The organism is Klebsiella sp. 141161 (genome assembly GCF_050600815.1).
In the GTDB taxonomy this organism is placed as follows: Bacteria; Pseudomonadota; Gammaproteobacteria; order Enterobacterales; family Enterobacteriaceae; genus Klebsiella; species Klebsiella aerogenes.
Map to the genome: position 1 here is coordinate 790,402 of NZ_JAQIRN010000001.1, position 21,864 is coordinate 812,265.

The window sequence follows — 21,864 nt, forward strand, 5'->3', positions numbered from 1 at the left end:
CTTAGTTGTTCTCCGGAGACTCTTTTGCCTCTTTCGCCACAACCTGAATCCCCAGTTCGCCTAACGCGGCAGGATTCGCGAAGCTCGGCGCTTCGGTCATCAGGCACGCGGCAGCCGTGGTTTTCGGGAAGGCGATAACGTCACGGATGTTATCGGTACCGGTCAGCAGCATGGTCAGGCGATCGAGGCCAAACGCCAGGCCGGCGTGCGGCGGCGTACCGTATTTCAGCGCATCCAGCAGGAAGCCGAATTTTTCACGCTGTTCTTGTTCGTTAATGCCCAGAATACCAAACACGGTTTGCTGCATTTCACCGCTGTGGATACGCACCGAACCACCACCGACTTCGTAGCCATTGATGACCATGTCGTAGGCGTTAGCCACAGCGTCTTCCGGCGCGGCTTTCAGCTCAGCGGCGGTCATATCTTTCGGCGAGGTGAACGGGTGGTGCATCGCAGTCAGGCCGCCTTCGCCGTCGTCTTCGAACATCGGGAAGTCGATAACCCACAGCGGCGCCCATTTGGTCTCGTCGGTGAGATTCAGGTCTTTGCCCAGCTTCAGACGCAGCGCGCCGAGGGCATCGGCAACCACTTTCTTGTTGTCAGCGCCGAAGAAGATCATGTCGCCGTCCTGCGCACCGGTGCGCTCAAGGATAGCTTCAACGATTTCGGCGTTGAGGAATTTCGCCACCGGGCTATTGATGCCTTCAAGGCCCTTCGCACGCTCGGTCACTTTAATATAGGCCAACCCTTTCGCACCGTAGATCTGCACGAATTTGCCGTATTCATCAATCTGTTTACGGGTCAGCGCCGCGCCGCCCGGCACGCGTAAGGCAGCAACGCGGCCTTTGGCGTCGTTAGCCGGGCCGGAGAAGACGGCGAATTCTACCGCTTTCACCAGATCGGCTACGTCTACCAGCTCCATCGGGTTACGCAGGTCCGGCTTATCGGAACCGTAACGACGCTCTGCTTCAGCAAAGGTCATCACCGGGAATTGACCGAGGTCTACGCCCTTCACGTCCTGCCACAGCTTGCGTACCAGATCTTCCATCACTTCACGCACCTGCGGCGCGGTCATGAACGAGGTTTCAACATCAATCTGGGTAAATTCAGGCTGACGGTCGGCACGCAGGTCTTCGTCGCGGAAGCATTTGACTATCTGATAGTAACGATCGAAACCGGACATCATCAGGAGCTGTTTGAACAGCTGCGGAGACTGCGGTAGCGCGTAGAATTTACCTTTGTGTACGCGCGACGGCACCAGATAGTCACGCGCGCCTTCCGGTGTGGCTTTAGTCAGCATCGGGGTTTCGATATCGAGGAACCCGTGATCGTCCATGAAGCGGCGCACGAAGCTGGTGATTTTTGCGCGGGTTTTCAGGCGCTGAGCCATTTCCGGACGGCGCAGGTCCAGATAGCGGTATTTCAGGCGCGCTTCTTCGGTGTTGACGTGGTTGGAGTCCAGCGGCAGCGCTTCCGCGCGGTTGATGATGGTCAGGTCAGACGCCAGCACTTCGATTTCGCCGGTGGCCATCTCGCGGTTAACGTTGCGCTCTTCACGCGCGCGCACGGTGCCGGTGATTTGGATGCAGAACTCATTACGCAGTTCGGAAGCCAGTTTTAATGCATCCGCACGATCCGGATCGAAAAACACCTGCACGATGCCTTCACGGTCGCGCATATCGATGAAGATAAGGCTACCGAGATCACGACGACGGTTGACCCAACCACACAGGGTCACTTGCTGCCCCACGTGGGACTGACGTAGCTGTCCGCAATATTCTGTACGCATGAGATATCCCTTAACTTAGCCGCAGGCGGATGTTGCCTGCCTTGCAGGCGACGAGGTCGCAGCTTTGCTGAATGTCACTACTGAATGAAAAAAGGCGGCTATTATACTGGAAATTCTGTCTGACGATAAGCCCGACGCAGTTTGTACGCTGCTTTGCTGCGCGCTTATTGCTTGTGCTCACATAAATTAACAAAATTTGTTACCCTTGAGCCGAATTAGCAACGGTATTGTAGCGGCCTGACAACAGAACAAGATACGGGGATACCATGTTAGAACTCAATGCGAAAAAAACCGCGCTGGTCGTTATTGACCTGCAAGAAGGCATTTTACCCTTTGCCGGCGGCCCGCACCGCGCCGACGAGGTGGTGGCGCGCGCGGCAAAGCTGGCTGAAAAATGTCGTCAACAGGGTTCGCCCGTCATCATGGTTCGAGTGGGCTGGTCCGCCGATTTCGCCGAAGCGTTAAAACAGCCGGTAGATGCCCAGGCTGGCGCCGTAAAATTACCTGAAAACTGGTGGGTCTATCCGCCAGCGCTCGGCAAACAGGATAGCGATATCGAAGTCACGAAACGCCAGTGGGGCGCGTTCTACGGCACCGATCTTGAACTGCAGCTTCGCCGCCGCGGTATCGACACCATTATTCTTTGCGGTATCTCCACCAATATCGGCGTGGAATCCACCGCCCGCAATGGCTGGGAACTCGGTTTTAATCTGGTCATTGCCGAGGATGCGTGCAGCGCCGCTTCCGCCGAGCAGCACCAGGGCAGTATGACGCATATCTTCCCGCGCATCGCCCGCGTGCGCAGCACCGAGGACATTCTCGCCGCCTTATGATTTATATCGGGCTTCCGCAATGGTCGCACCCTAAATGGGTGCGCCTTGGCATCACCAGCCTTGAAGAGTATGCCCGCCATTTTAACTGCGTGGAGGGTAATACCACCCTATATGCCTTACCAAAGGCCGAGATTGTCGATCGCTGGTATCAACAAACTCACGATGCTTTTCGCTTCTGTTTTAAATTCCCGGCCACGATTTCACATCAGGCGGCGCTGCGCGACTGCGACGACTTAAGCCACGAATTTTTTACTCGTCTGGCGCCGCTGGAATCGCGCATCGGCCAGTACTGGCTGCAGTTGCCCGCCACCTTCGGGCCACGAGACCTCCCTGCCCTGTGGCAGTTTCTCGATACGCTACCGAAAAACTTCACTTACGGCGTTGAAGTTCGCCATCCCGAGTTTTTCGCCAAAGGCGATGCCGAACAGCAGCTTAATCGCGGGCTACACCAGCGCAACGCCAATCGAGTTATCCTCGATAGCCGCCCGGTACATAGCGCCGTCGCGCGTAACCCGGCGATGATCGACGCGCAGAAAAAGAAACCCAAAGTGCCGGTTCACGCGGTCATGACCGCGGAGCAGCCGATGGTGCGTTTTATCGGCAGCGATGATATGGCGCAGAATCGCGAATTATTTCGCGTCTGGCTACAGACGCTGCCAAAGTGGCATCAGTCGGCCACGCCGTGGCTGTTTCTGCATACCCCGGATATCGCCCAGGCGCCTGAACTGGTAGATACCTTATGGGAAGATCTACGCGCGGTGCTGCCGGGCGTCGGCGCCGCGCCGTCAATTCCGCAGCAATCCTCGCTTTTCTGATATCCTGCTATGATAGTCGGAGCCACCTGACATAATTAAAGGGAGTTTTGGGTATGGTCAGCGCGCTGTATGCGGTTTTGGGTGCGTTATTGTTAATCAAGTTTTCCTTCGACGTGGTACGTCTGCGCATGCAGTATCGCGTCGGCTATGGAGACGGTGGTTTTAGCGAACTACAGGTCGCCATTCGCGTTCATGGCAATGCGGTGGAATACGTCCCCATTGGGCTCATTCTGCTGTTGTTCATGGAAATGAACGGCGCGCTAACCTGGATGGTGCACGTTTGCGGTATTTTGCTGATTGCCGGACGCCTGATGCACTCGTACGGTTTCCATCATCGCCTGTTCCGCTGGCGGCGTTCCGGAATGAGCGCCACCTGGTGCTCGCTGTTGCTGATGGTGCTGGCTAACCTGTGGTATATGCCCTGGGAGTTGGTTTTCTCCCTGCGTTAGCGCACAATACGCCGTTTTCGTTTTTTCGGGTTTAACGTTATGTCTCACCGCGATACGCTTTTTTCCGCGCCGATTGCCAGTCTCGGCGACTGGACCTTTGATGAACGGGTAGCCGAAGTCTTCCCGGATATGATCCAGCGCTCCGTTCCTGGTTACTCCAATATTATTTCAATGATCGGCATGCTGGCTGAGCGTTTTGTTCAGCCAAATACACAGGTTTACGATCTCGGCTGCTCGCTTGGCGCCGCGACGCTTTCCGTGCGTCGCAATATCGCGCATCCGGGATGCAAAATTATCGCCATCGATAACTCCCCGGCTATGGTGGAACGCTGCCGTCGTCATATTGATGCCTATAAAGCGCCAACGCCGGTTGAGGTTATTGAGGGCGATATTCGCCATATCGCCATTGAAAATGCTTCGATGGTCGTCTTGAACTTCACTATTCAGTTCCTCGAACCAAGCGAACGTCAGGCGATCCTTGATAAAGTCTATCAGGGGCTAAATCCTGGCGGCGCGCTGGTGCTTTCCGAAAAATTTAGCTTCGAAGACGCCAACGTCGGCGAACTGCTGTTCAACATGCACCATGACTTCAAGCGCGCCAATGGCTATAGCGAACTGGAAATCAGCCAGAAACGCAGCATGCTGGAAAACGTGATGCTGACGGATTCGGTGGAAACCCACAAAGCGCGTCTGCGCCAGGCCGGGTTTGAACATGCCGAACTGTGGTTCCAATGTTTTAACTTTGGTTCGTTGGTGGCGGTTAAATCCGAGGAACGGGCATGATCGACTTCAGTAATTTTTATCAGTTGATCGCGAAAGGGCCGCTCTCCCACTGGCTGGAAACCTTGCCCGCTCAGGTCGCGGCCTGGCAACGCGAAGCGCTACACGGCAAGTTTCGTGAATGGGAACGCGCCGTTGAGTTTCTGCCCGAGCTGACGCCCTGGCGTCTCGATCTATTGCATAGCGTCACGGCGGAAAGCGAAACGCCACTCAGCGAAGGCCACCAGCTGCGAATTGAAAATCTACTGCGAAACCTGATGCCGTGGCGTAAAGGCCCTTATTCGCTGTATGGCATTAATATCGATACCGAATGGCGTTCCGACCTGAAATGGGAACGCGTGCTGCCTCATCTTTCCGATCTTACCGGTCGTACTATCCTTGATGTCGGCTGCGGCAGTGGTTATCACATGTGGCGAATGATCGGCGCCGGCGCGCATCTGGCGGTCGGTATCGACCCAACGCAGCTGTTCTTATGCCAGTTTGAAGCAGTGCGTAAACTCATCGGCAACGATCAGCGCGCGCACCTGCTGCCGCTCGGTATCGAACAACTGCCGGCGCTGGAAGCCTTTGATACCGTCTTTTCGATGGGCGTGCTGTATCACCGCCGTTCCCCGCTGGATCATCTGTGGCAGCTCAAAGATCAGCTAGCCCCCGGCGGCGAGCTGGTACTGGAGACGCTGGTCGTTGAAGGCGATGAAAATACGGTGCTGGTGCCCGGTGACCGCTACGCGCAAATGCGTAACGTTTATTTCATTCCTTCCGCAGCCGCGCTGAAACAGTGGCTGGAGAAGTGCGGATTCATCGATGTGCGCATTGTTGATACCTGCGTCACCACCAGCGAAGAGCAGCGCCGCACCGAATGGATGACGACGGAATCACTCGCCGACTTCCTCGATCCACATGACAGCAGCAAAACGCTGGAAGGTTATCCCGCGCCGCTGCGCGCGGTGATCGTCGCCACTAAACCAGAGACGCAGCAGTCACTGGCGAAAAAAGCAGCCGCGGGCAGAGCGTAATTGACCTCGAGCGACTACTGACGCTCGCGAGACAAAAAAAGGCCCCTGTTGAAATTGCAGGGGCCTGGTACGGGCAATCATCATATTGGGCGACATGATGTGCAGCAAAAAACGGTCAGCTCCGCGGGTTAACCCCGCGCGGCAGAAATAATCTGTTTCATTTCCGCCACCGCCTCGCCGTTAACGGCATAGCGGCAATATTCGTCGGCATCTGCGTCGGTGGACATCGATAACCCCGGATTACGAAAGCGCATCGGCGATGGCAACCACTGCCCCGCGGAACTATGCACCTCTTTGAGGCCTGCCTGCAGAAATTGTTGCAGATTGGCAGCCCGCACTCCCGCTCCGGCCATAATGATTGGAGTATCACCCAGGGCAATTAGTTCCATAATTTTTGCAAGACCTTGTTCCGCCGTTGGCCGTTGACCGGAAGTGAGGATCCGAGCAACGCCCAGTTCAGCAAGCGAATGCCAGGCCTGACGCGGGTCGGCGCACATATCAAAGGCCCGATGGAAGGTCACCGCCAGCGGCCCCGCCGCCGCCATAATTTTTTGCATGCGGGCGATATCCACCTGGCCGTCAGCATCGAGCACGCCAATCACCAGACCCGCAAAACCCAGATCTCTGACCGTCGCCACATCATCCAGCATGGCGGCAAATTCGCCCTCGGTGTAACAAAAATCGCCGCCGCGCGGGCGAATAATCGGATGAACCGGAATCGAGATACTCGCTCGCGCCGAACGCAGTACGCCCAGCGACGGCGTTAATCCGCCCTCCTGCGGCGCGGCGCACAGTTCAATGCGATCGGCGCCGCAACGCTGCGCCTCCAGCGCGCACTCCATGCTATAGCAGCAGACTTCCAGCAACATCGTTCCCTTCTCCATTTTCATTACGGGCAACACAGCATGTCACGATTTATCCTCACAGACGCCGCGCCGCTTCACACTGTTAAGTATCGGATCGCTCGCTGGCGACGATTTGCTCGATCGACCAGGGATGGAATTTAATGGTCACTTTGCCATCCGTGACCGCCAGCGTCGGGTTCGGCAAACGTTCACGCTCCCCTTTCGGCGCACTGGTTTTCACAAAAATCCCCGGCTGGCTGAGTCCATCATCAGAAAGTAGCGCCAGGGCGCGGGCATTCAGCGTCTCCGGCTCGCCCGGCAGAACGATTTCGATATGCTCCCAGCCTTCGTGCGGGTAACGTTTTTCACCCGGCCAGGGCAACTCGACAACCGTAAAGCGCCAGTGGGCGACACAAATGGGTTCGGCAAGCTTAAATAAGCAAATGGGGCGGCCATTAATGATATTTTCCGATAGCAACGTGCCGCAACGCTCCAGCCCCTGCCGCCAGCGCTCCGCCGTCGTATTTTGATGACAACGCAGCGAAATATGATCGGCGTCCAGCGGTGTCATATCCAGCCCCAGACGAACCGCCAGCGCCAGTATGGCATCGCTAAAACGCGGTAAATCCGCCGAAATATCATTCAGTTCATCAATTTGCTGCCAGTTCGCCATCTTGCGCCTCGGTGATCGCTAAAAAGGCTAATTTATCCTGTTTCGCCGCCCCGACCAACCGCCAATCCGCGCGCCGGGATGACGAATGGTTATTCATTAAGCGTGCTGATTTTCAACTTGCGCGCGGTGCTGACGACGGGGCGCAAATGCAGTATACTCCCGCCTTAATTTGTCCATGTTCCGGCGCCGCCCCACAGGGGTTCTCGCGCCTTAAAAGTAAGGTATTCCGGTGAATATTCAGGCTCTTCTCTCAGAAAAAGTCAGCCAGGCCCTGATCGCGGCAGGCGCGCCTGCCGATTGCGAACCTCAGGTCCGCCAGTCAGCAAAAGTTCAGTTCGGCGACTATCAGGCCAATGGCGTGATGGCAGTGGCCAAAAAACTGGGCATGGCGCCGCGACAACTTGCAGAGCAGGTACTGTCTCATCTCGATCTGAACGGCATTGCCAATAAAGTCGAAATCGCCGGGCCGGGCTTTATCAATATTTTCCTCGATCCAGCTTTCCTGGCGGAAAACGTCAATGTCGCGCTGCAGTCCGAGCGCCTGGGCGTGGCGAAACCACAGCCGCAGACTATCGTTGTTGACTACTCCGCGCCGAACGTGGCGAAAGAGATGCACGTCGGCCATCTGCGTTCAACCATCATCGGCGATGCCTCGGTACGTACTCTGGAGTTCCTCGGCCATCGCGTTATCCGCGCCAACCACGTCGGTGACTGGGGTACCCAGTTCGGTATGCTCATCGCTTATCTGGAAAAGCAGCAGCAGGAAAACGCCGGCGAAATGGCGCTGGCCGACCTCGAAGGTTTCTACCGCGAAGCGAAAAAGCACTATGACGAAGACGAAGCCTTCGCCGAGCGCGCGCGTAGCTACGTGGTTAAGCTGCAGGGCGGCGACGAGTACTTCCTGCAGATGTGGCGCAAACTGGTCGACATCACCATGTTGCAAAACCAGATCACCTACGATCGCCTGAATGTCACTCTGACCCGCGATGATGTGATGGGTGAGAGCCTGTACAACCCGATGCTGCCGGGGATCGTTGCCGATCTGAAAGCAAAAGGCATGGCCGTCGAGAGCGAAGGCGCGACCGTGGTCTTCCTTGATGAATACAAAAACAAAGAAGGCGAACCGATGGGCGTCATCATCCAGAAAAAGGATGGCGGCTACCTCTACACGACTACCGATATCGCCTGCGCAAAATACCGTTATGAAACGCTGCACGCCGACCGCGTGCTCTACTACATCGACTCTCGTCAGCATCAGCATCTGATGCAGGCATGGACTATTGTCCGTAAAGCCGGCTATGTACCGGAGTCCGTACCGCTGGAACACCACATGTTCGGCATGATGCTCGGTAAAGACGGTAAACCGTTTAAAACCCGCGCCGGCGGTACCGTTAAACTGGCCGATCTGCTGGACGAAGCGCTGGAGCGCGCACGCCGCCTGGTGGCCGAGAAGAACCCGGATATGCCGGCCGATGAGCTGGAAAAACTGGCCAATGCGGTGGGTATCGGCGCGGTGAAATATGCCGATCTGTCGAAAAACCGCACTACCGATTACATTTTTGACTGGGACAACATGCTGGCGTTCGAAGGTAATACCGCGCCTTACATGCAGTATGCCTATACCCGTGTGCTGTCGGTGTTCCGTAAAGCCGGTATCGACGAAAGCGCGCTGGCTGCCGCGCCGGTAGTTATTAGTGAAGATCGTGAAGCGCAGTTGGCTGCCCGCCTGCTGCAGTTCGAAGAAACGCTGGCCGTCGTCGCCCGTGAAGGTACTCCGCACGTAATGTGCGCCTACCTGTACGATCTGGCCGGTCTGTTCTCTGGTTTCTACGAACACTGCCCGATCCTCAGCGCCGAAAGCGAAGAGGCCCGTAATAGCCGCCTGAAACTGGCGCTGCTGACGGCGAAGACGCTGAAGCTGGGTCTTGATACTCTGGGTATTGAGACCGTAGAGCGGATGTAAAAACAAACCCGGTGAAAGCCGGGTTTGTTTTATTCGTCGCCCCGGTCCGCACAGCGCGGCCGGGGAATCAATGCCGCTATCAGAAATATTTGCGCAGATACTCCGTCAGACAAAGAATCGCCATCGCCTGGCCGTACGGCATCGAGGTGAGCGGAATTTGCCGGTAAAAATCGAGATCGGAGCCCATTCCGGTACCAAACGAGGTTTGCAGCAGTTCCCCCTCTGGTGAAATATGTCGCACAATCCCGCGTATCGCCTTTTCGGCAACCTCGGTGTACTCCGCCCCGACATAACGCTTGCGTATCGCTTTCAGGATGCCGTAAGCGAAGCCCGCCGTCGCCGACGCTTCAAGATAGGAATGCGGATCGTCGAGCAGGGTATGCCAAAGCCCGCTCTCATCCTGACATTTCGCTAACGCGGCAATTTGCGCATTCAGCACCTGTAGCAGATAGCGGCGTACCGCACTGCCCTCTGGCAAATCCACCAGCTCAAGGAAGTCCGGGATCACGATGGTGAGCCAGCTGTTACCTCGCGCCCAGCGCGCACGCGCAAAGTTGTGCCGACCGTCGTAATTCCAGCCGTGGAACCACAGGCCAGTCTCTTTATCCATCAGGTTCTGTACGTGCAGCAAAAACTGATAGGTTGCTTCTTCAATATACTGCGGACGATTTAGTAATTTACCGATTTTGGCTAGCGGCAGCACCGTCATCATCAGCGTGTCATCCCACATCTGCTGATGGTTCTCTTCCGCCAGGGTAATGTGCTGCATGCCTCCCTGCTCGGTGCGCGGCATCTCATGCATCGCCCACTCGGCCCAGCTATCGAGCCACGGTAGATACTCCTGGCGCCCGGTCTCTTCATAGCGGTAAGCCAGCGTCAGAAATGGCGCCATGGTATTAACGTTTTTGGTGGTTGCCCCTTCGGCGAAGCGATCGGCGAACCAGCCGTCAATGATATCGCGCATCGCGATATCGCCGGTTTGTTGATAATACTGGTAGATGCCGTACAGCCCAACGCCGTGGGTCCATTCCCAACCGGCCCAGCCTTTGGTATCGATGACCCGCCCGTCGTCCAGCCGAAGTAAAAACTGCCCGCTTTCATCCTTAATATTCACCAGGTTTTGCGTCACATTACGGATCGATGCCTGAAGCTCACTGCGAGCGATAAAGCGCTCAGGCTGACGCAATAATGGGCTATGTTTGACCGGCCAAACTTTCATGTTCTTAACCTCTGGTATATGTCGAATTCAAAGTGCCGCCCTGATTCAGCGCCGGGGCGGCAGGTTTATTGCGATTCAGGTAGCCAATGTTGTTATTACCCCACAGGCAGTCGTAAGGCATTCCCGCCAGCATCTCAACTACCGCGCGGTTTTCCGCCGTTGCCTGCTCGGGCTGTGCGTAACCGATATCACGCATCACCAGCGTCTCGGCGCGGAGCACACTGTGCGTATGTAAATTGAGTTTAAAGCGCAGGGAGATCAGGAAGCCGCAGGCCAGCACCACTAAAGTACCGACGCTAAGGATCAACAGAATGGTGTGACTAACGCCTTCCGGCTGAATTTTTTGCCCGGAAACAAAGCCCGATAATTGCATGATGATACCAACCAGCATCACCGCCCCCGCCTGGGATGCTTTGCGGGTCAGCGTCATAATACCGGCGAAAATGCCCTCCCGACGCTGGCCGGTAATGACTTCGTCGACGTCGGCAATATAGGTGTAGGTATTCCACGGCACGTAATTAATGCCGCCGCGCCCCAGGCCCGCGATCGCGGAAATGAGCAGTAATAATGAATAGACGTCGCTCAGCCCCGCGTAATAGAGCACGGCATAAGAGAGAGAGCTCAAACCAAACAGCACCACTACCATGCGGTATGAAGGCGCCGGGCCAAAGCGGATGCAGAGCGGGATCATGGCGATAACCGCGATGAACTGGAAGATAGCCATCGTGCCGAGCAGGTTAGAGGCGACAGAGGCGTCCTGCATCAGCACAAAGACCACGTAATAGGTAAACACGGCGTTGAACACGTCCTGCGCGATATAGCCGCCCAGATACATACCAAGATGCTGGCGGAAGATTTTAATGCGCAGCGTAGAGCTGAGTTCAATAAACAGGCGATTAAGACTCTGCGCGAGGGTTAAGTTGCGCTTTTCTTCTTCCGCGCGTAGCGCCGCTTCAGACCACGCTTCCCGCGGGCGTTCCCAGGTGAAAAACCAGACGAAGGTCAGCATTAGCGCGCACAGCACCGAAAAGACCAGGCTTGCGTAAAAAAATGAGCTGGCGTTATCTTTACCCAGTTGGGTGAGCAGGATCCCCGGTAAAAACGAGGCTAATATCGCCGACATTTGCGCCATGGAAATACGCGCGCCGGAAAATTTGGTCTTCTGTTTGAAATCATCGGTCATCTCCGGCACCAGCGTCTCGTAAGGCACCAGAATCATGGTATAGACAATATCAAACAGCAGATAAGTTGCGAGGTAGTACCAGAATCCCATATCGCCTACCCACATCATTGAGTAGCTAAAAACGCAGGGAATCCCGAGCAAAATAAAAAATTTGCGTCTGCCGAACCGCTTACCCAGCCAGGTAGAGCCAAAGTTATCGGTTAAGAAGCCCATCAGCGGGCTGACGACCGCGTCGAGCACGCGCGCGGTGGCGAAAATGAGCGTCGCCTCAATGGGCGATAGCCCGCAGAAGGTGGTGTAAAAATAGAGTAGCCATGCTGCGGTTAGCGCGGTGGTTCCCGCGCCGAGAAAATCGCCGGAACCATAGGCGAGATAATTAGCCAAACCGATTTTTCGTGTTTTCATCGCCGTAAATCCTGTCTCTTTTTTATTAGATAACTTCGGTCTTACCACGGGCTATACCGAAGTTTTGCGGATACATGGCTACAGTAAGATCATGAAAACCGGCTTACCTTTGCATTTTTGCCAGTACCAATCATTCAGTGGCAAAAAAACAAAGGGCCGGGCAACATGCGTCACCGATTTATAAAACAGCGTTTCTTTTAAAGCAAAAGAGGGAATCATTTTTGCGAGTCAGCTGCCAGAATCTGATACCACACGTTCGCAGAAAGGCGTTTTCAACCGCGCGAATACCCCTTGTGGAAAAATGGAATTAGGAGTAAAGAAAGTAGAAAGGTCCCGTTGCGTATCTCAAGGAGGCTAGATGCCCTACTCTCATCTGTTAGTCGCCGTCGCCCCAACGCCGGAAAGCCGCATGTTGGTCAATAAAGCGGTGTCTATAGCACGTCCGTTCAATGCGCAGGTCAGCCTGATCACGCTGGCTACAGATCCGGAGATGTATAATCAGTTCGCCGCGCCGATGATGGAGAATTTGCGTGAGATTATGCAGGAGGAGACACGTAGCTTTCTTAATGAACTCGCCGCCCAGGCGGAGTATCCCATCAGCAAAATGACTATCGCCAGCGGCGAGCTTTGTCATCACGTGAAGGATTTTTGTCGTCAGCATCACGTCGACCTGGTGATCTGCGGCAACCATAACCAGAGCCTGTTTTCCCGCGCGACCTGTTCAGCGAAGAATATCGTCGGCAGCAGCGGCGTTGATGTGCTGTTGGTTTCCCTGGAATAAGCTGATGCCGAAGCATCAGCCGTTTTGACTACGCGGAGGGAGTAACTACGGTTGGCTGCTGGCAGCTATCTTCATGCGACTTTACCCGCTTTAGATCGGCAACAAACTGCGCCTGCCAGTTATCAATATCATTACTCTCGATCGCCTTGAGCATTTTGCCATGGCGAATAATTCGCTCGGCAAGCGGCATCGTAAGTGCGCGATCCAGCGCCGCCGCCACTTCATCGCGATCGTAGGGGTTGACGATGAGCGCGGAAGTCAGTTCATTAGCCGCGCCAGCGAACTGCGATAACACCAGCACCCCTGGGTTTGCGGGATCCTGTGCGGCGACAAACTCCTTGGCTACGAGGTTCATGCCGTCGCGCAGCGGCGTGACAAGCCCCACGTCGGAATAACGAAATACCTTCATGAGCAGTTTGCGATCGAAATGCTGATTCAGATAATACAGCGGCGTCCACCCCAGTTGACCATAGTGGCCGTTGATTCGTCCGGCGGCCGTTTCCAGCTGATGGCGGATATCCTGATACGCCTGAACATCACCCCGCGAAGTGGGCGCTATCTGGGTATAGCGAATTTTCCCACGATGCTGGGGGTAGTTTTCCAATAGCGCCTCGTAAGCCTGAAAACGCTCCGGCAACCCCTTGGAGTAATCCAGCCGCTCAACGGAAAAAATATTCTTAACGCCTTTTAGTTCAGCTTTCAATTGAGCCAACTTCGGCGGCAACGGCCCGCTGGCGCTGCGCGCGACCTCCTGAGGCTCAATGCTTATCGGATAGACGGCAGTACGGAACGTCTTGCCCCAGGCGCGGTATTGCTGATGCCCCACTTCACATAAGGTGGTTTGCTGGGCGACGCAATCAACAAATGCCTGTCGGTCATTTTCGGTCTGAAAGCCGAGCAAATCATAATCACAAAGCTGTTCAAGAAGCTCCGCATGTGGAGGTAAGGCGTTGAATATTTCAGGCGTCGGGAACGGAATATGCAGGAAAAAGCCGATGCGGTTCTTCACACCGTTTTTGCGTAATTCGCTGGCAAATGGCAACAGATGATAATCATGAACCCAAATCATATCGTCGTCGGCTAGCAGCGGCAGCAGCTTTTGCGCCACGGCAGCGTTAACGCGTAAATAGCCATCCCAGGCCGGACGCTGAAAATTGACTAAGTCGAGACGATAGTGAAAAGCGGGCCATAGCACCGCATTGGAAAATTGATTGTAGTAGAGTTCGTGGTCTTCTTCGCTCAGGTTGAATGAGGCCCAGGAAATATCCCCCTTACTCACCTTCTTCAACGGCTGGTTATCATCGCCGATTTCCCCACTCCAACCAAACCACGTGCCGCCGCTCGCCTTCAGCGCACCTAAAATGCCCACCGCCAGGCCGCCTGCGCTGGCCTTTTTATCATTCGGCGTTGCAATACGGTTAGATACTACGACTAAACGACCCATGGTCATCCCTCCCGTTAGTGAATACATCCAGGCATTGCGTATTGTCGACGACATGACGTAACCACTGATGTACGGCGGCAACATTTGCCAGCCGCCAGCGCGCCTGTGTGTCGCCTTGTCCAACTTTTATCGATATTCCGCCTAATTGATTAACCATAGTAAAACCCGCCTCATCAGTCAGGTCATCGCCGATAAATACCGGCGTTCGTCCCGCAAAAGGCGCTTCCCGCATAAACGCGGCAATCGCTTCACCTTTGTTGATGCCACGTGGCTTGATCTCTACGACACACTTCCCTTGCTGAATGGCCAGAATCGGATAACGCTGTACGATTTCCTGCGCCAATGCCAGGATGGCGCTCTGGTGTTGTGGCGCCTGGCGATAGTGCAGCGCAAAAGCGATGCCTTTATCTTCCAGTTCACTGCCAGGCAACGTCTGGAGCGCCGACGTTAATGCTTCGCCGACTTCACGGCTGAGCGCCGGCGGTAGTGATACGTCATGTCTTTTTCCATTGATATCGCGGCGTTCAGCCCCGTGGACGCCGGCAAGCGGTAATCGCCAGTGACGGGTAAGTGCATCGAGCTCTGCGAGTGAGCGCCCTGAAATCAATGCCACAGCGTCATGTTGCTGCTGTGCCAGTAATCGCAACATCTGAAGGACGTCTTCGGGGATAACAACCTGATCGGGATGAGGTTTGATATCGGCAAGCGTGCCGTCAAGATCCAGAAAAAAAGCGTGGTTTCCGGTTAGCTCAGGCGGTACAGATATCTGGTCAGCCACCCTGTGTTCCTCCTTATCATGGCCAGCGTTATGCTGGTTGTTAACTAATTGTTAGCCATGTAAGTATAGACAGTGTGACCAGCCTCGCCATTTTTGATAGTCACCGCCAGCGCAGCGGGCGCCGGCGGGACATTAGGAGTAGACTTAAAAGTTGCGCGCAATTAATGCGAACGTTTCGCTTTTTGCTTGTAACGGTCGAAGATAACCGCTGCCAGCAATATTACCCCACGGACCACATATTGCGAGAATGGCGAGATGTTCAGCAGGTTCATCGCATTCTCCACGGTACCCAAGATCAGGATCCCGGCCACCACATAAGAGATCTTACCGATCCCGCCTTTTAGCGAGACGCCGCCCAGGACACAGGCCGAGATCACAATCAGTTCATAACCAATTGAGGTCATAGGCTGCCCGCTGGTCATGCGCGAAGCCAGGATAATCCCCGCCGCCGCCGATACCAGACCTGAAAGAACAAAGATGATGATCTTGGTACGAACAACAGGCACCCCTGCCAGGCGCGCCGCCTCTTCATTGCCCCCTATGGCCAGCGTGTTGCGGCCAAAGGTGGTTTTATTCAGTAGCAGCCCAAAGACGATCAGGCAGGCAACCGTCAGCCAGATAGGCGCCGGCAGACCAAGCCAGTTGGCATAACCCAGGGTGAAGAAACGTTCATCCTCAATGCCAACCGCTTTACCATCGGAAATAATATAGGCCAGCCCGCGGACGATTTGCATGGTAGCCAGAGTTGTGATTAGCGCGTTGATTTTCAAACGCGCAATAACAAAACCATTCACCAGCCCGCTGACCGCCCCCAATAGTAATCCGGCGGCAATACCAATCCACAGACTTTCGGTGAGATTAATAACGACTGCTGTCGTCACACCGGCACAGGCAATGACCGAAGCGACTGACAGATCGAAATCCCCGGAGGCCAGGCAGAACAACATACCGCAGGCAACCATTCCCGACATGGAAATCGCCAGCCCCAGCCCTTTCATATTGACGAAAGAGGCAAAGTTAGGAACAAAGATCACGCAGCCGATGAACAACACGGCGAAGACCACCAGCATACCAAACTGATCCCAGATTCGGCCGAAGCTGAAAGAGGATCGTGCGGCGCTGGGCGTAGTTACAGATGACATCATTCACTCCTTAATCAGGCTACGGCCTGGCTGACTTTAGGCATCGCAAGGCTCAGCGCCTGCTGTTCATTCGCGTCTTCATGCAGCAATTCACCGGCCACTTCACCTTCGCGCATGACGACGATGCGGTCAGCGACGCCGAGCACCTCTGGCAGGTCGCTGGAGGCAAAAACGACCGCCACGCCAGAAGCCGCCAGCGCATAGATAACGTTGTAGATTTCATGCTTTGCGCCAACATCGATGCCGCGGGTCGGTTCATCAAGCAGGATGACCTTCATCTCTTCCGACAACCAGCGACCAAGAATAGCCTTCTGCTGATTACCACCGGAGAGATTCATAATTAACTGTTCAGCTCCTGGGGTTTTGATATTGAGCGATTTGATATGCTGTTCGGCATTACTCGCTTCCCAGGCGTTGTTAATCAGGCAGCCGGCATGAATATGCTTACGTCGCGCGCTGATATTGATGTTGTCGCGCACCGAATGTACCGGAATGATGCCCTCGGCTTTGCGATCCTCCGGACACAGCATCATTCCCGCCTGAATCGCCTGCGCGGGTTTGCGAATGTTTATCGCCTGACCGTCGATATAGACCTGACCGCCGGTAATTCTGCTGCCGCCAAACAGCCCTTTCATTAATTCACTGCGTCCGGCCCCGACCAGACCGAACAAGCCGACGATTTCGCCGCTGCGTACCGATAAACTGATCGGCATTCTGACGCCTGGCGCTTTAACCTGATCCAGTCGTAACCGCTCGCTGCCATATTCACGCGCTTTCCAGCCGTAGATATCGCCAAGATTACGCCCTACCATCGCTTGCACGAGGGCATCGTGATCCACCAGCCGCATGTCATCGAAGGTGCGCACGTAGCGGCCATCTTTAAACACGGTAATGGCATCGCTGAGGGCGAAAATTTCCTCCATACGGTGCGAGACGTAAATAATCACCCGCCCTTCTTCACGCAGTTCGCGGATGACGCGAAACAAATTGTCGATTTCGCGTGCAGAGAGTGAGCTGGTAGGTTCATCGAAAGCGATGATCTTCGCGTTACGCGCCAGCGCCTTGGCGATCTCTACCATCTGCCACTGGCCGATCGACAAATACTTCAGCGGCATTTCCGGGTCGATATCCAGCCCCAGATGCTCCAGCTGCAGCCGCGCTTCATAGTTCAGCAATGACCGGTTCACAATGCCGCCTTTATGCGGCAACTGGCCCAGATAGATATTCTCCGCCACGGTCATTTCCGGGATCAGATGAAGTTCCTGATAAATAATCGCTACGCCAGCATTCAGCGCAGCGGTAGTATTCGTGAATGCCATTTGCTGGCCATCAATTTGCAAATGCCCGGCGGTTGGAATGTAATTACCGCTGAGAATTTTTAAGAGAGTGGACTTCCCGGCGCCGTTTTCACCCATCAACGCATGGATCTGCCCGCGATAGCAGTCAAAGCTAATGTCAGACAGTGCTTTAACGCCCGGGAACGTCATGGTGATACCGCGAAATGAGAGATAAGGGGTAGATTGTTGCATAACGACTCCGCTCAACTACGCATAACCTCCCGCCAGTGCGGGAGGCAGAATGAACCCGGCCTTACAGCCCTTTCTTAGCCAACTCTTGCTTAAAGTTGTCGCGGGTAATCAGCACCACGTCCGTCACGGCGGTAAATTTCGGCGGCTCGGTACCTTTGGTCACCCAGTTGTAGAGCATCTCACTAGTTTTATAGCCATGGATATCCGGGCTTGGCAGCAGAGATCCATAGAACCCTGTCGGCTGGGCTTTCGAAAGCTCGTTCACCGCGTCGACGCCGTTAATACCGATGCCGATAACATCCGGCGCTTTAAAGCCCTGGCCTTCAGTTGCCCGTACGCCGCCCAGCACGGTGTTATCGTTCATACCAACAATTAACCAGTGTTTCACCTGCGGATGCTGAACCAGCATGGAGTTGCCAGCATCGAAGGCCCCTGGGATATCATTGGATTTGGTTGGCACGCGATAGATCTGTTTTTCCGGGAACCCCGCTGCTTTCAGTGCGTCAATCGAGCCAGTGGTGCGGCGGCGGGCAGTATCCAGTTCATCGGCGGTAATCGCCATCACGCCGGTATCTTTCACGTCCCAGCCGCGTTTTTGCATCTCTTTATACAATTCCTGCCCCTGACGAGCGCCGATTTCGCTGGCGGCCATCATAACCAGCGGCACGCTCTCCATCGGCTTACCTTTGGCATTAACAAACTGATCGTCGACGGTGATAACTTTCATGTCATAGCCGCGAGCCTTGGCAACAATCGCCGACCCCAGTTTTGGGTCCGGGGTGCAGATGACAAATCCCTTCGCGCCGCTGGCGGCGAGGCTGTCGATTGCATTAAGCGTTTTTTCACCATCTGGCACCGCGATTTTAATCACCTCAAAGCCCAAATCCTTGCCGGCTTTATCAGCAAATTTCCACTCGGTCTGGAACCAGGGCTCCTCTGGCTGCTTCACCAGGAAACCGAGCTTGAGGGTTTCAGCCATAGCTGATTGTGACATAACCGCCGCGAGACCAATGGCCGCCAGCGCTTTAGTAAATTTGTGCATGGTAAACTCCAGCTTTAATTCGCTTTTCTGTAGGGAAAAATCGGACTTAAATTTTTTATCAGTCTTAAAACAAGGCATTAGAAAAAACGCAATCAACATTGCCGTTGTTAAAATAGTTTTAACTGGAAATTATTTATCCATACGAGAGCGTCATCACACCGCAGAATTACAGTAATTGCGTACATAAATTCAGCAAAAAATGACATAAAAAAAACGCTAATTGTCAGACAATTAGCGTTATGTGTGGCACAATAGTCCATATCACCAGCAGACTTATCCTTGTGGGTTCGCTAACGCCATCCCGGGCTACTCTATCCTTCGATTCTCCGTCAGCTTATACGTTATTCTTCCACTTCTAACAAAAAATGATCTATCACAAGTTCATTATCATCTCGCTATTTCCGAATAATGAATAAGCTATGATCGATATATGAATTTACCGTTAAATCACCTTCATTAATACAAATTAACTAGCTCTACGAACTATTAAATATAACCATTTAAATTCAATGTGTTACGATTTAAAAACCACAAAAAAGACAATAAAAACAAGCAGTAAAACTGATGTTGTAACAAATCGTAAATAACGCATGTTGAGAGTTTTCTTATTCGACATCTAAGGGTATTCTTGATGTATCGGCAGATATAAATAAATAGTCACGTGCAAATGGAATGCACCGTTTTTATTTCCTGCCTATTGCGTTGCGCTTGCAAAACTCGCCTGTGAGGCGATGGTAGCGCGTCATACTTCCCATGCGGATAAATAAGGATATTGTTATGGCAGTTCCAGGAATGGTTCAGAAATTAAATACCCAGATTAATCTCGAGTTTCACGCATCAAATGTTTATCTACATTTAGGCGAATGGTGCGCGCAGCAGCGTCTCAACGGCACCGCTACCTTCTTGCGTACCCGAGCTCAATCAAGCGTGACGTTAATGATGCAGGTTTTTGACTATATGAAAAAGGCCGGCGCCTGGCCAATTGTCAAAGCCGATGAAAGCTATCCCCCGCAATGCACAACGCTTGAAGAAGTGTTTGCCAAAACCCTTGAAGAGTATCAGCAACGTAGCAGCATGCTGTCCGGTCTGGCGCAGGAAGCCAAAGCGCAGCGCGATGACACGACGTGGCGTTTTTTGACGCTGCTGGAGAAAGAGCAGCAGCAAGATGGGCTGTTACTACAAACCGTTCTTGAAGAAATACGGACTGCTGATAAAGCCGGGCTCGGTATGGAGCAAACGGACCGCCGACTTCTCAATCTCATCTCGCCTCAACAGCACTAATTGAATCTGGCCGTTTCAGACTGGAACGGCCAGGCAATCAACTTCTCAGAGATAATCTAGTGCGCTTCACCCTGCGGGGTAAACTTCAGCTCAATCAGCGCAATTGCTTTTTGCACTGCGCGCAGCGTCACCGGATCCGCCGAAGCAGGGTTACTCGCAAAATCAATCGCTTTTAACTGCGTCGCCATTTTTTCGCGCACCTCGACCGGGGCGATAACGTCAATCACATCGAGGATCTGTTTGATGACCAGCTGGCATGCGACGACATCGGATACCAACTCATCTTGTTCAGTGAAAGGTTGAGACATTTTTTACTCCTATTTTCAGGAGCGTAATAGTAACCTAAATCGCACCAGATAAAAAAACATGTGCGGGAGCGGCGAAAAGAAAACGTACCGCAAAGATACTTATTCACTTTGCTATGGCAACGAATCAATGGGTACAACAACAATTACGCCGAAAAAAGGCGCTTTTTCCGCCCCGGCATTATTGGTGGCTGGCGCTTTCTTTATGGAGTTTCTCGATGGCACGGTCATCGCTACCGCCCTGCCTGATATGGCGAAGGAGTTTGGCGTAGCGGCGGTCGCGCTCAATATTGGCATCAGCGCCTACCTGATCACCCTCGCGGTGCTGATCCCGGCCAGCGGCTGGATTGCTGACCGCTTCGGCGCGCGGAAAGTGTTTACGCTGGCACTCGCCATTTTTACCCTCGCCTCCGTTTTCTGCGGTTTATCGCGCAACCTCGAAAGCTTTGTGACAATGCGCATTCTACAGGGCGTCGGCGGCGCGCTAATGGTCCCCGTCGGGCGACTGGCGGTGTTGCGCACCACGCCCAAAGATCAGCTCATCAAAGCAATCGCCACGCTAACCTGGCCGGCGTTGGTCGCACCGATAATCGGCCCGCCGCTCGGGGGCTTCATTACCAGTTACGCCAGCTGGCACTGGATCTTTTTTATTAACGTTCCGCTCGGGCTACTGGCGATGGCGCTTTCGCTACGCATCATTCCCAATATCCGTGAAGAAGAACGTCGCCCTTTCGATCTACCCGGTTTTGTGGCGACATCATTGGCAATGATAAGCCTGGTGGCGGCGATGGAACGACTCGGCGACCAACAGCCGCAAAGCTGGCAAACGCTGGCGCTATTGGCGACGGGTATTGGATGTATGGCTTTTGCGCTACGTCATTTCCGCCGCGCCGCCTGGCCAATGGTACGGTTGGACGCTCTGCGGGTTCCTACTTTCCGGGTAACCATGTACGGCGGTTCACTATTTCGCGCCTCGATAAGCGCCGTCCCGTTTCTGCTTCCGCTACTATTCCAGGTAGGGTTCGGTATGGATGCTTTTCATTCCGGGCTACTGGTGCTGGCCGTTTTTGTCGGCAATCTCACTATCAAGCCCGCAACTACGCCGCTCATCCGCTGGTTGGGGTTTCGCCGCTTATTGCTGATTAACGGTGCGCTGAATGTCGCCTCGCTACTTGCCTGCGCGCTGTTAACGCCGCAAACGCCGGTATGGCTGATAATGTTGATCCTCTATCTTGGCGGGGTGTTCCGTTCCATCCAATTTACCGGCGTCAGTACGCTCGCTTTTGCCGACGTTCCTTCCGCCCAGATGAGTTATGCCAATACGCTGTTCAGCACCGCTTCACAGCTGGCGGTTGGGCTCGGAATCACTCTCGGCGCTATCGGCATTCGCATCGGTGAACAGTTGAGCGAGTGGTTTAACCTGACGACGCTACCGGGAATTGATTTCCGTTTGGCGTTTGTCTTTATCGCGCTGATCTGTTTGATAGGGATGATTGATACGCTGCGACTTACGCGAGATGCCGGTAGCACGGTATCCAGTAAAGCACGACCATAACAAACAGGCCCGCATATTGATGCAGGCCTGTTTGAAA

The 21,864-nt window shown here is 54.1% G+C and carries 20 protein-coding genes; 9 read left to right on the top strand and 11 right to left on the bottom strand.

Annotated features, from left to right (window positions below; all coding sequences use genetic code 11):
• Nucleotide 1 precedes the first annotated feature (1 nt).
• Nucleotides 2–1,789: an aspartate--tRNA ligase gene (gene aspS, locus PGR79_RS03780; RefSeq protein ID WP_020078458.1), complete on the bottom strand. Its 1,788-nt coding sequence runs from the start codon at nucleotides 1,787–1,789 to the stop codon at nucleotides 2–4.
• A gap of 266 nt (nucleotides 1,790–2,055) precedes the next feature.
• Here aspS and PGR79_RS03785 point away from each other — a divergent pair, with 266 nt between their 5' ends.
• The 5 genes from PGR79_RS03785 to cmoB are packed head-to-tail and all read left to right on the top strand — an operon-like array spanning nucleotide 2,056 to nucleotide 5,682.
• Nucleotides 2,056–2,622, top strand: coding sequence for a hydrolase (locus PGR79_RS03785; protein ID WP_430921082.1), 567 nt, complete (start codon nucleotides 2,056–2,058; stop codon nucleotides 2,620–2,622).
• Nucleotides 2,619–3,437, top strand: coding sequence for a DUF72 domain-containing protein (locus PGR79_RS03790; RefSeq protein WP_113373567.1), 819 nt, complete (start codon nucleotides 2,619–2,621; stop codon nucleotides 3,435–3,437). The genes PGR79_RS03785 and PGR79_RS03790 overlap by 4 nt, the downstream gene beginning before the upstream one ends.
• Nucleotides 3,438–3,490: 53 nt before the next feature.
• Nucleotides 3,491–3,886, top strand: coding sequence for an MAPEG family protein (locus PGR79_RS03795; protein WP_015365982.1), 396 nt, complete (start codon nucleotides 3,491–3,493; stop codon nucleotides 3,884–3,886).
• A 39-nt stretch (nucleotides 3,887–3,925) separates the two neighbouring features.
• Nucleotides 3,926–4,669 carry a carboxy-S-adenosyl-L-methionine synthase CmoA gene (cmoA, locus tag PGR79_RS03800; protein WP_015365981.1) on the top strand — a complete coding sequence of 248 codons (744 nt, stop codon included), beginning with the start codon at nucleotides 3,926–3,928 and terminating at the stop codon, nucleotides 4,667–4,669.
• A complete protein-coding gene (gene cmoB, locus PGR79_RS03805; RefSeq protein WP_087860535.1) occupies nucleotides 4,666–5,682 on the top strand; it encodes a tRNA 5-methoxyuridine(34)/uridine 5-oxyacetic acid(34) synthase CmoB in 1,017 nt (338 codons plus the stop codon). The genes cmoA and cmoB overlap by 4 nt, the downstream gene beginning before the upstream one ends.
• 128 nt (nucleotides 5,683–5,810) lie before the next feature.
• On the opposite strand, the gene cutC is transcribed toward cmoB, so the two are convergent.
• Both cutC and PGR79_RS03815 read right to left on the bottom strand, forming a co-directional pair.
• Nucleotides 5,811–6,551 carry a copper homeostasis protein CutC gene (gene cutC / locus PGR79_RS03810; protein WP_087860534.1) on the bottom strand — a complete coding sequence of 247 codons (741 nt, stop codon included), beginning with the start codon at nucleotides 6,549–6,551 and terminating at the stop codon, nucleotides 5,811–5,813.
• A gap of 79 nt (nucleotides 6,552–6,630) precedes the next feature.
• Nucleotides 6,631–7,200: a VOC family protein gene (locus PGR79_RS03815; RefSeq protein ID WP_213316868.1), complete on the bottom strand. Its 570-nt coding sequence runs from the start codon at nucleotides 7,198–7,200 to the stop codon at nucleotides 6,631–6,633.
• Between the two features lie 229 nt (nucleotides 7,201–7,429).
• On the opposite strand from PGR79_RS03815, the gene argS reads away from it, so the two are divergent.
• Nucleotides 7,430–9,163 (top strand): arginine--tRNA ligase, encoded by a 1,734-nt coding sequence (argS, locus tag PGR79_RS03820; protein ID WP_430921085.1) that lies wholly within the window; start codon nucleotides 7,430–7,432, stop codon nucleotides 9,161–9,163.
• Between the two features lie 79 nt (nucleotides 9,164–9,242).
• On the opposite strand, the gene PGR79_RS03825 is transcribed toward argS, so the two are convergent.
• Nucleotides 9,243–10,382: a glycoside hydrolase family 88/105 protein gene (locus tag PGR79_RS03825; RefSeq protein ID WP_430921087.1), complete on the bottom strand. Its 1,140-nt coding sequence runs from the start codon at nucleotides 10,380–10,382 to the stop codon at nucleotides 9,243–9,245.
• A 4-nt stretch (nucleotides 10,383–10,386) separates the two neighbouring features.
• Nucleotides 10,387–11,970, bottom strand: coding sequence for an MFS transporter (locus PGR79_RS03830; RefSeq protein WP_430921089.1), 1,584 nt, complete (start codon nucleotides 11,968–11,970; stop codon nucleotides 10,387–10,389).
• Between the two features lie 358 nt (nucleotides 11,971–12,328).
• Between PGR79_RS03830 and uspC the strand changes: the two genes are divergently transcribed.
• Nucleotides 12,329–12,751, top strand: a complete 423-nt coding sequence (gene uspC, locus PGR79_RS03835) for a universal stress protein UspC (RefSeq protein WP_113373562.1) — start codon at nucleotides 12,329–12,331, stop codon at nucleotides 12,749–12,751.
• A 28-nt stretch (nucleotides 12,752–12,779) separates the two neighbouring features.
• Here uspC and otsA read toward each other — a convergent pair whose 3' ends face one another.
• From otsA to PGR79_RS03860, 5 genes are all read right to left on the bottom strand, one after another.
• On the bottom strand, nucleotides 12,780–14,195 hold the full coding sequence (otsA, locus tag PGR79_RS03840; RefSeq protein WP_113373561.1) for an alpha,alpha-trehalose-phosphate synthase: 1,416 nt from the start codon (nucleotides 14,193–14,195) through the stop codon (nucleotides 12,780–12,782).
• Nucleotides 14,170–14,973: a trehalose-phosphatase gene (gene otsB / locus PGR79_RS03845; protein WP_113373560.1), complete on the bottom strand. Its 804-nt coding sequence runs from the start codon at nucleotides 14,971–14,973 to the stop codon at nucleotides 14,170–14,172. The genes otsA and otsB overlap by 26 nt, the downstream gene beginning before the upstream one ends.
• Nucleotides 14,974–15,134: 161 nt before the next feature.
• The gene (araH, locus tag PGR79_RS03850; protein ID WP_045390289.1) at nucleotides 15,135–16,115 is read right to left on the bottom strand and encodes an L-arabinose ABC transporter permease AraH; all 981 of its coding nucleotides are present in this window, start codon (nucleotides 16,113–16,115) and stop codon (nucleotides 15,135–15,137) included.
• 14 nt (nucleotides 16,116–16,129) lie between these two features.
• The gene (gene araG / locus PGR79_RS03855; protein ID WP_113373559.1) at nucleotides 16,130–17,644 is read right to left on the bottom strand and encodes an L-arabinose ABC transporter ATP-binding protein AraG; all 1,515 of its coding nucleotides are present in this window, start codon (nucleotides 17,642–17,644) and stop codon (nucleotides 16,130–16,132) included.
• A 61-nt stretch (nucleotides 17,645–17,705) separates the two neighbouring features.
• Nucleotides 17,706–18,686 carry an arabinose ABC transporter substrate-binding protein gene (locus PGR79_RS03860; protein ID WP_045376344.1) on the bottom strand — a complete coding sequence of 327 codons (981 nt, stop codon included), beginning with the start codon at nucleotides 18,684–18,686 and terminating at the stop codon, nucleotides 17,706–17,708.
• Nucleotides 18,687–19,463: 777 nt separating this feature from the next.
• Between PGR79_RS03860 and PGR79_RS03865 the strand changes: the two genes are divergently transcribed.
• Nucleotides 19,464–19,967: a non-heme ferritin-like protein gene (locus tag PGR79_RS03865; RefSeq protein ID WP_032711938.1), complete on the top strand. Its 504-nt coding sequence runs from the start codon at nucleotides 19,464–19,466 to the stop codon at nucleotides 19,965–19,967.
• Between the two features lie 56 nt (nucleotides 19,968–20,023).
• Here the strand turns inward: PGR79_RS03865 and PGR79_RS03870 are convergent, their stop codons facing one another.
• Nucleotides 20,024–20,275, bottom strand: a complete 252-nt coding sequence (locus tag PGR79_RS03870; protein ID WP_015365964.1) for a DUF2766 family protein — start codon at nucleotides 20,273–20,275, stop codon at nucleotides 20,024–20,026.
• A gap of 127 nt (nucleotides 20,276–20,402) precedes the next feature.
• Here PGR79_RS03870 and PGR79_RS03875 point away from each other — a divergent pair, with 127 nt between their 5' ends.
• Nucleotides 20,403–21,827, top strand: coding sequence for an MFS transporter (locus PGR79_RS03875; protein WP_087860663.1), 1,425 nt, complete (start codon nucleotides 20,403–20,405; stop codon nucleotides 21,825–21,827).
• The last annotated feature ends 37 nt before the right edge of the window (nucleotides 21,828–21,864 follow it).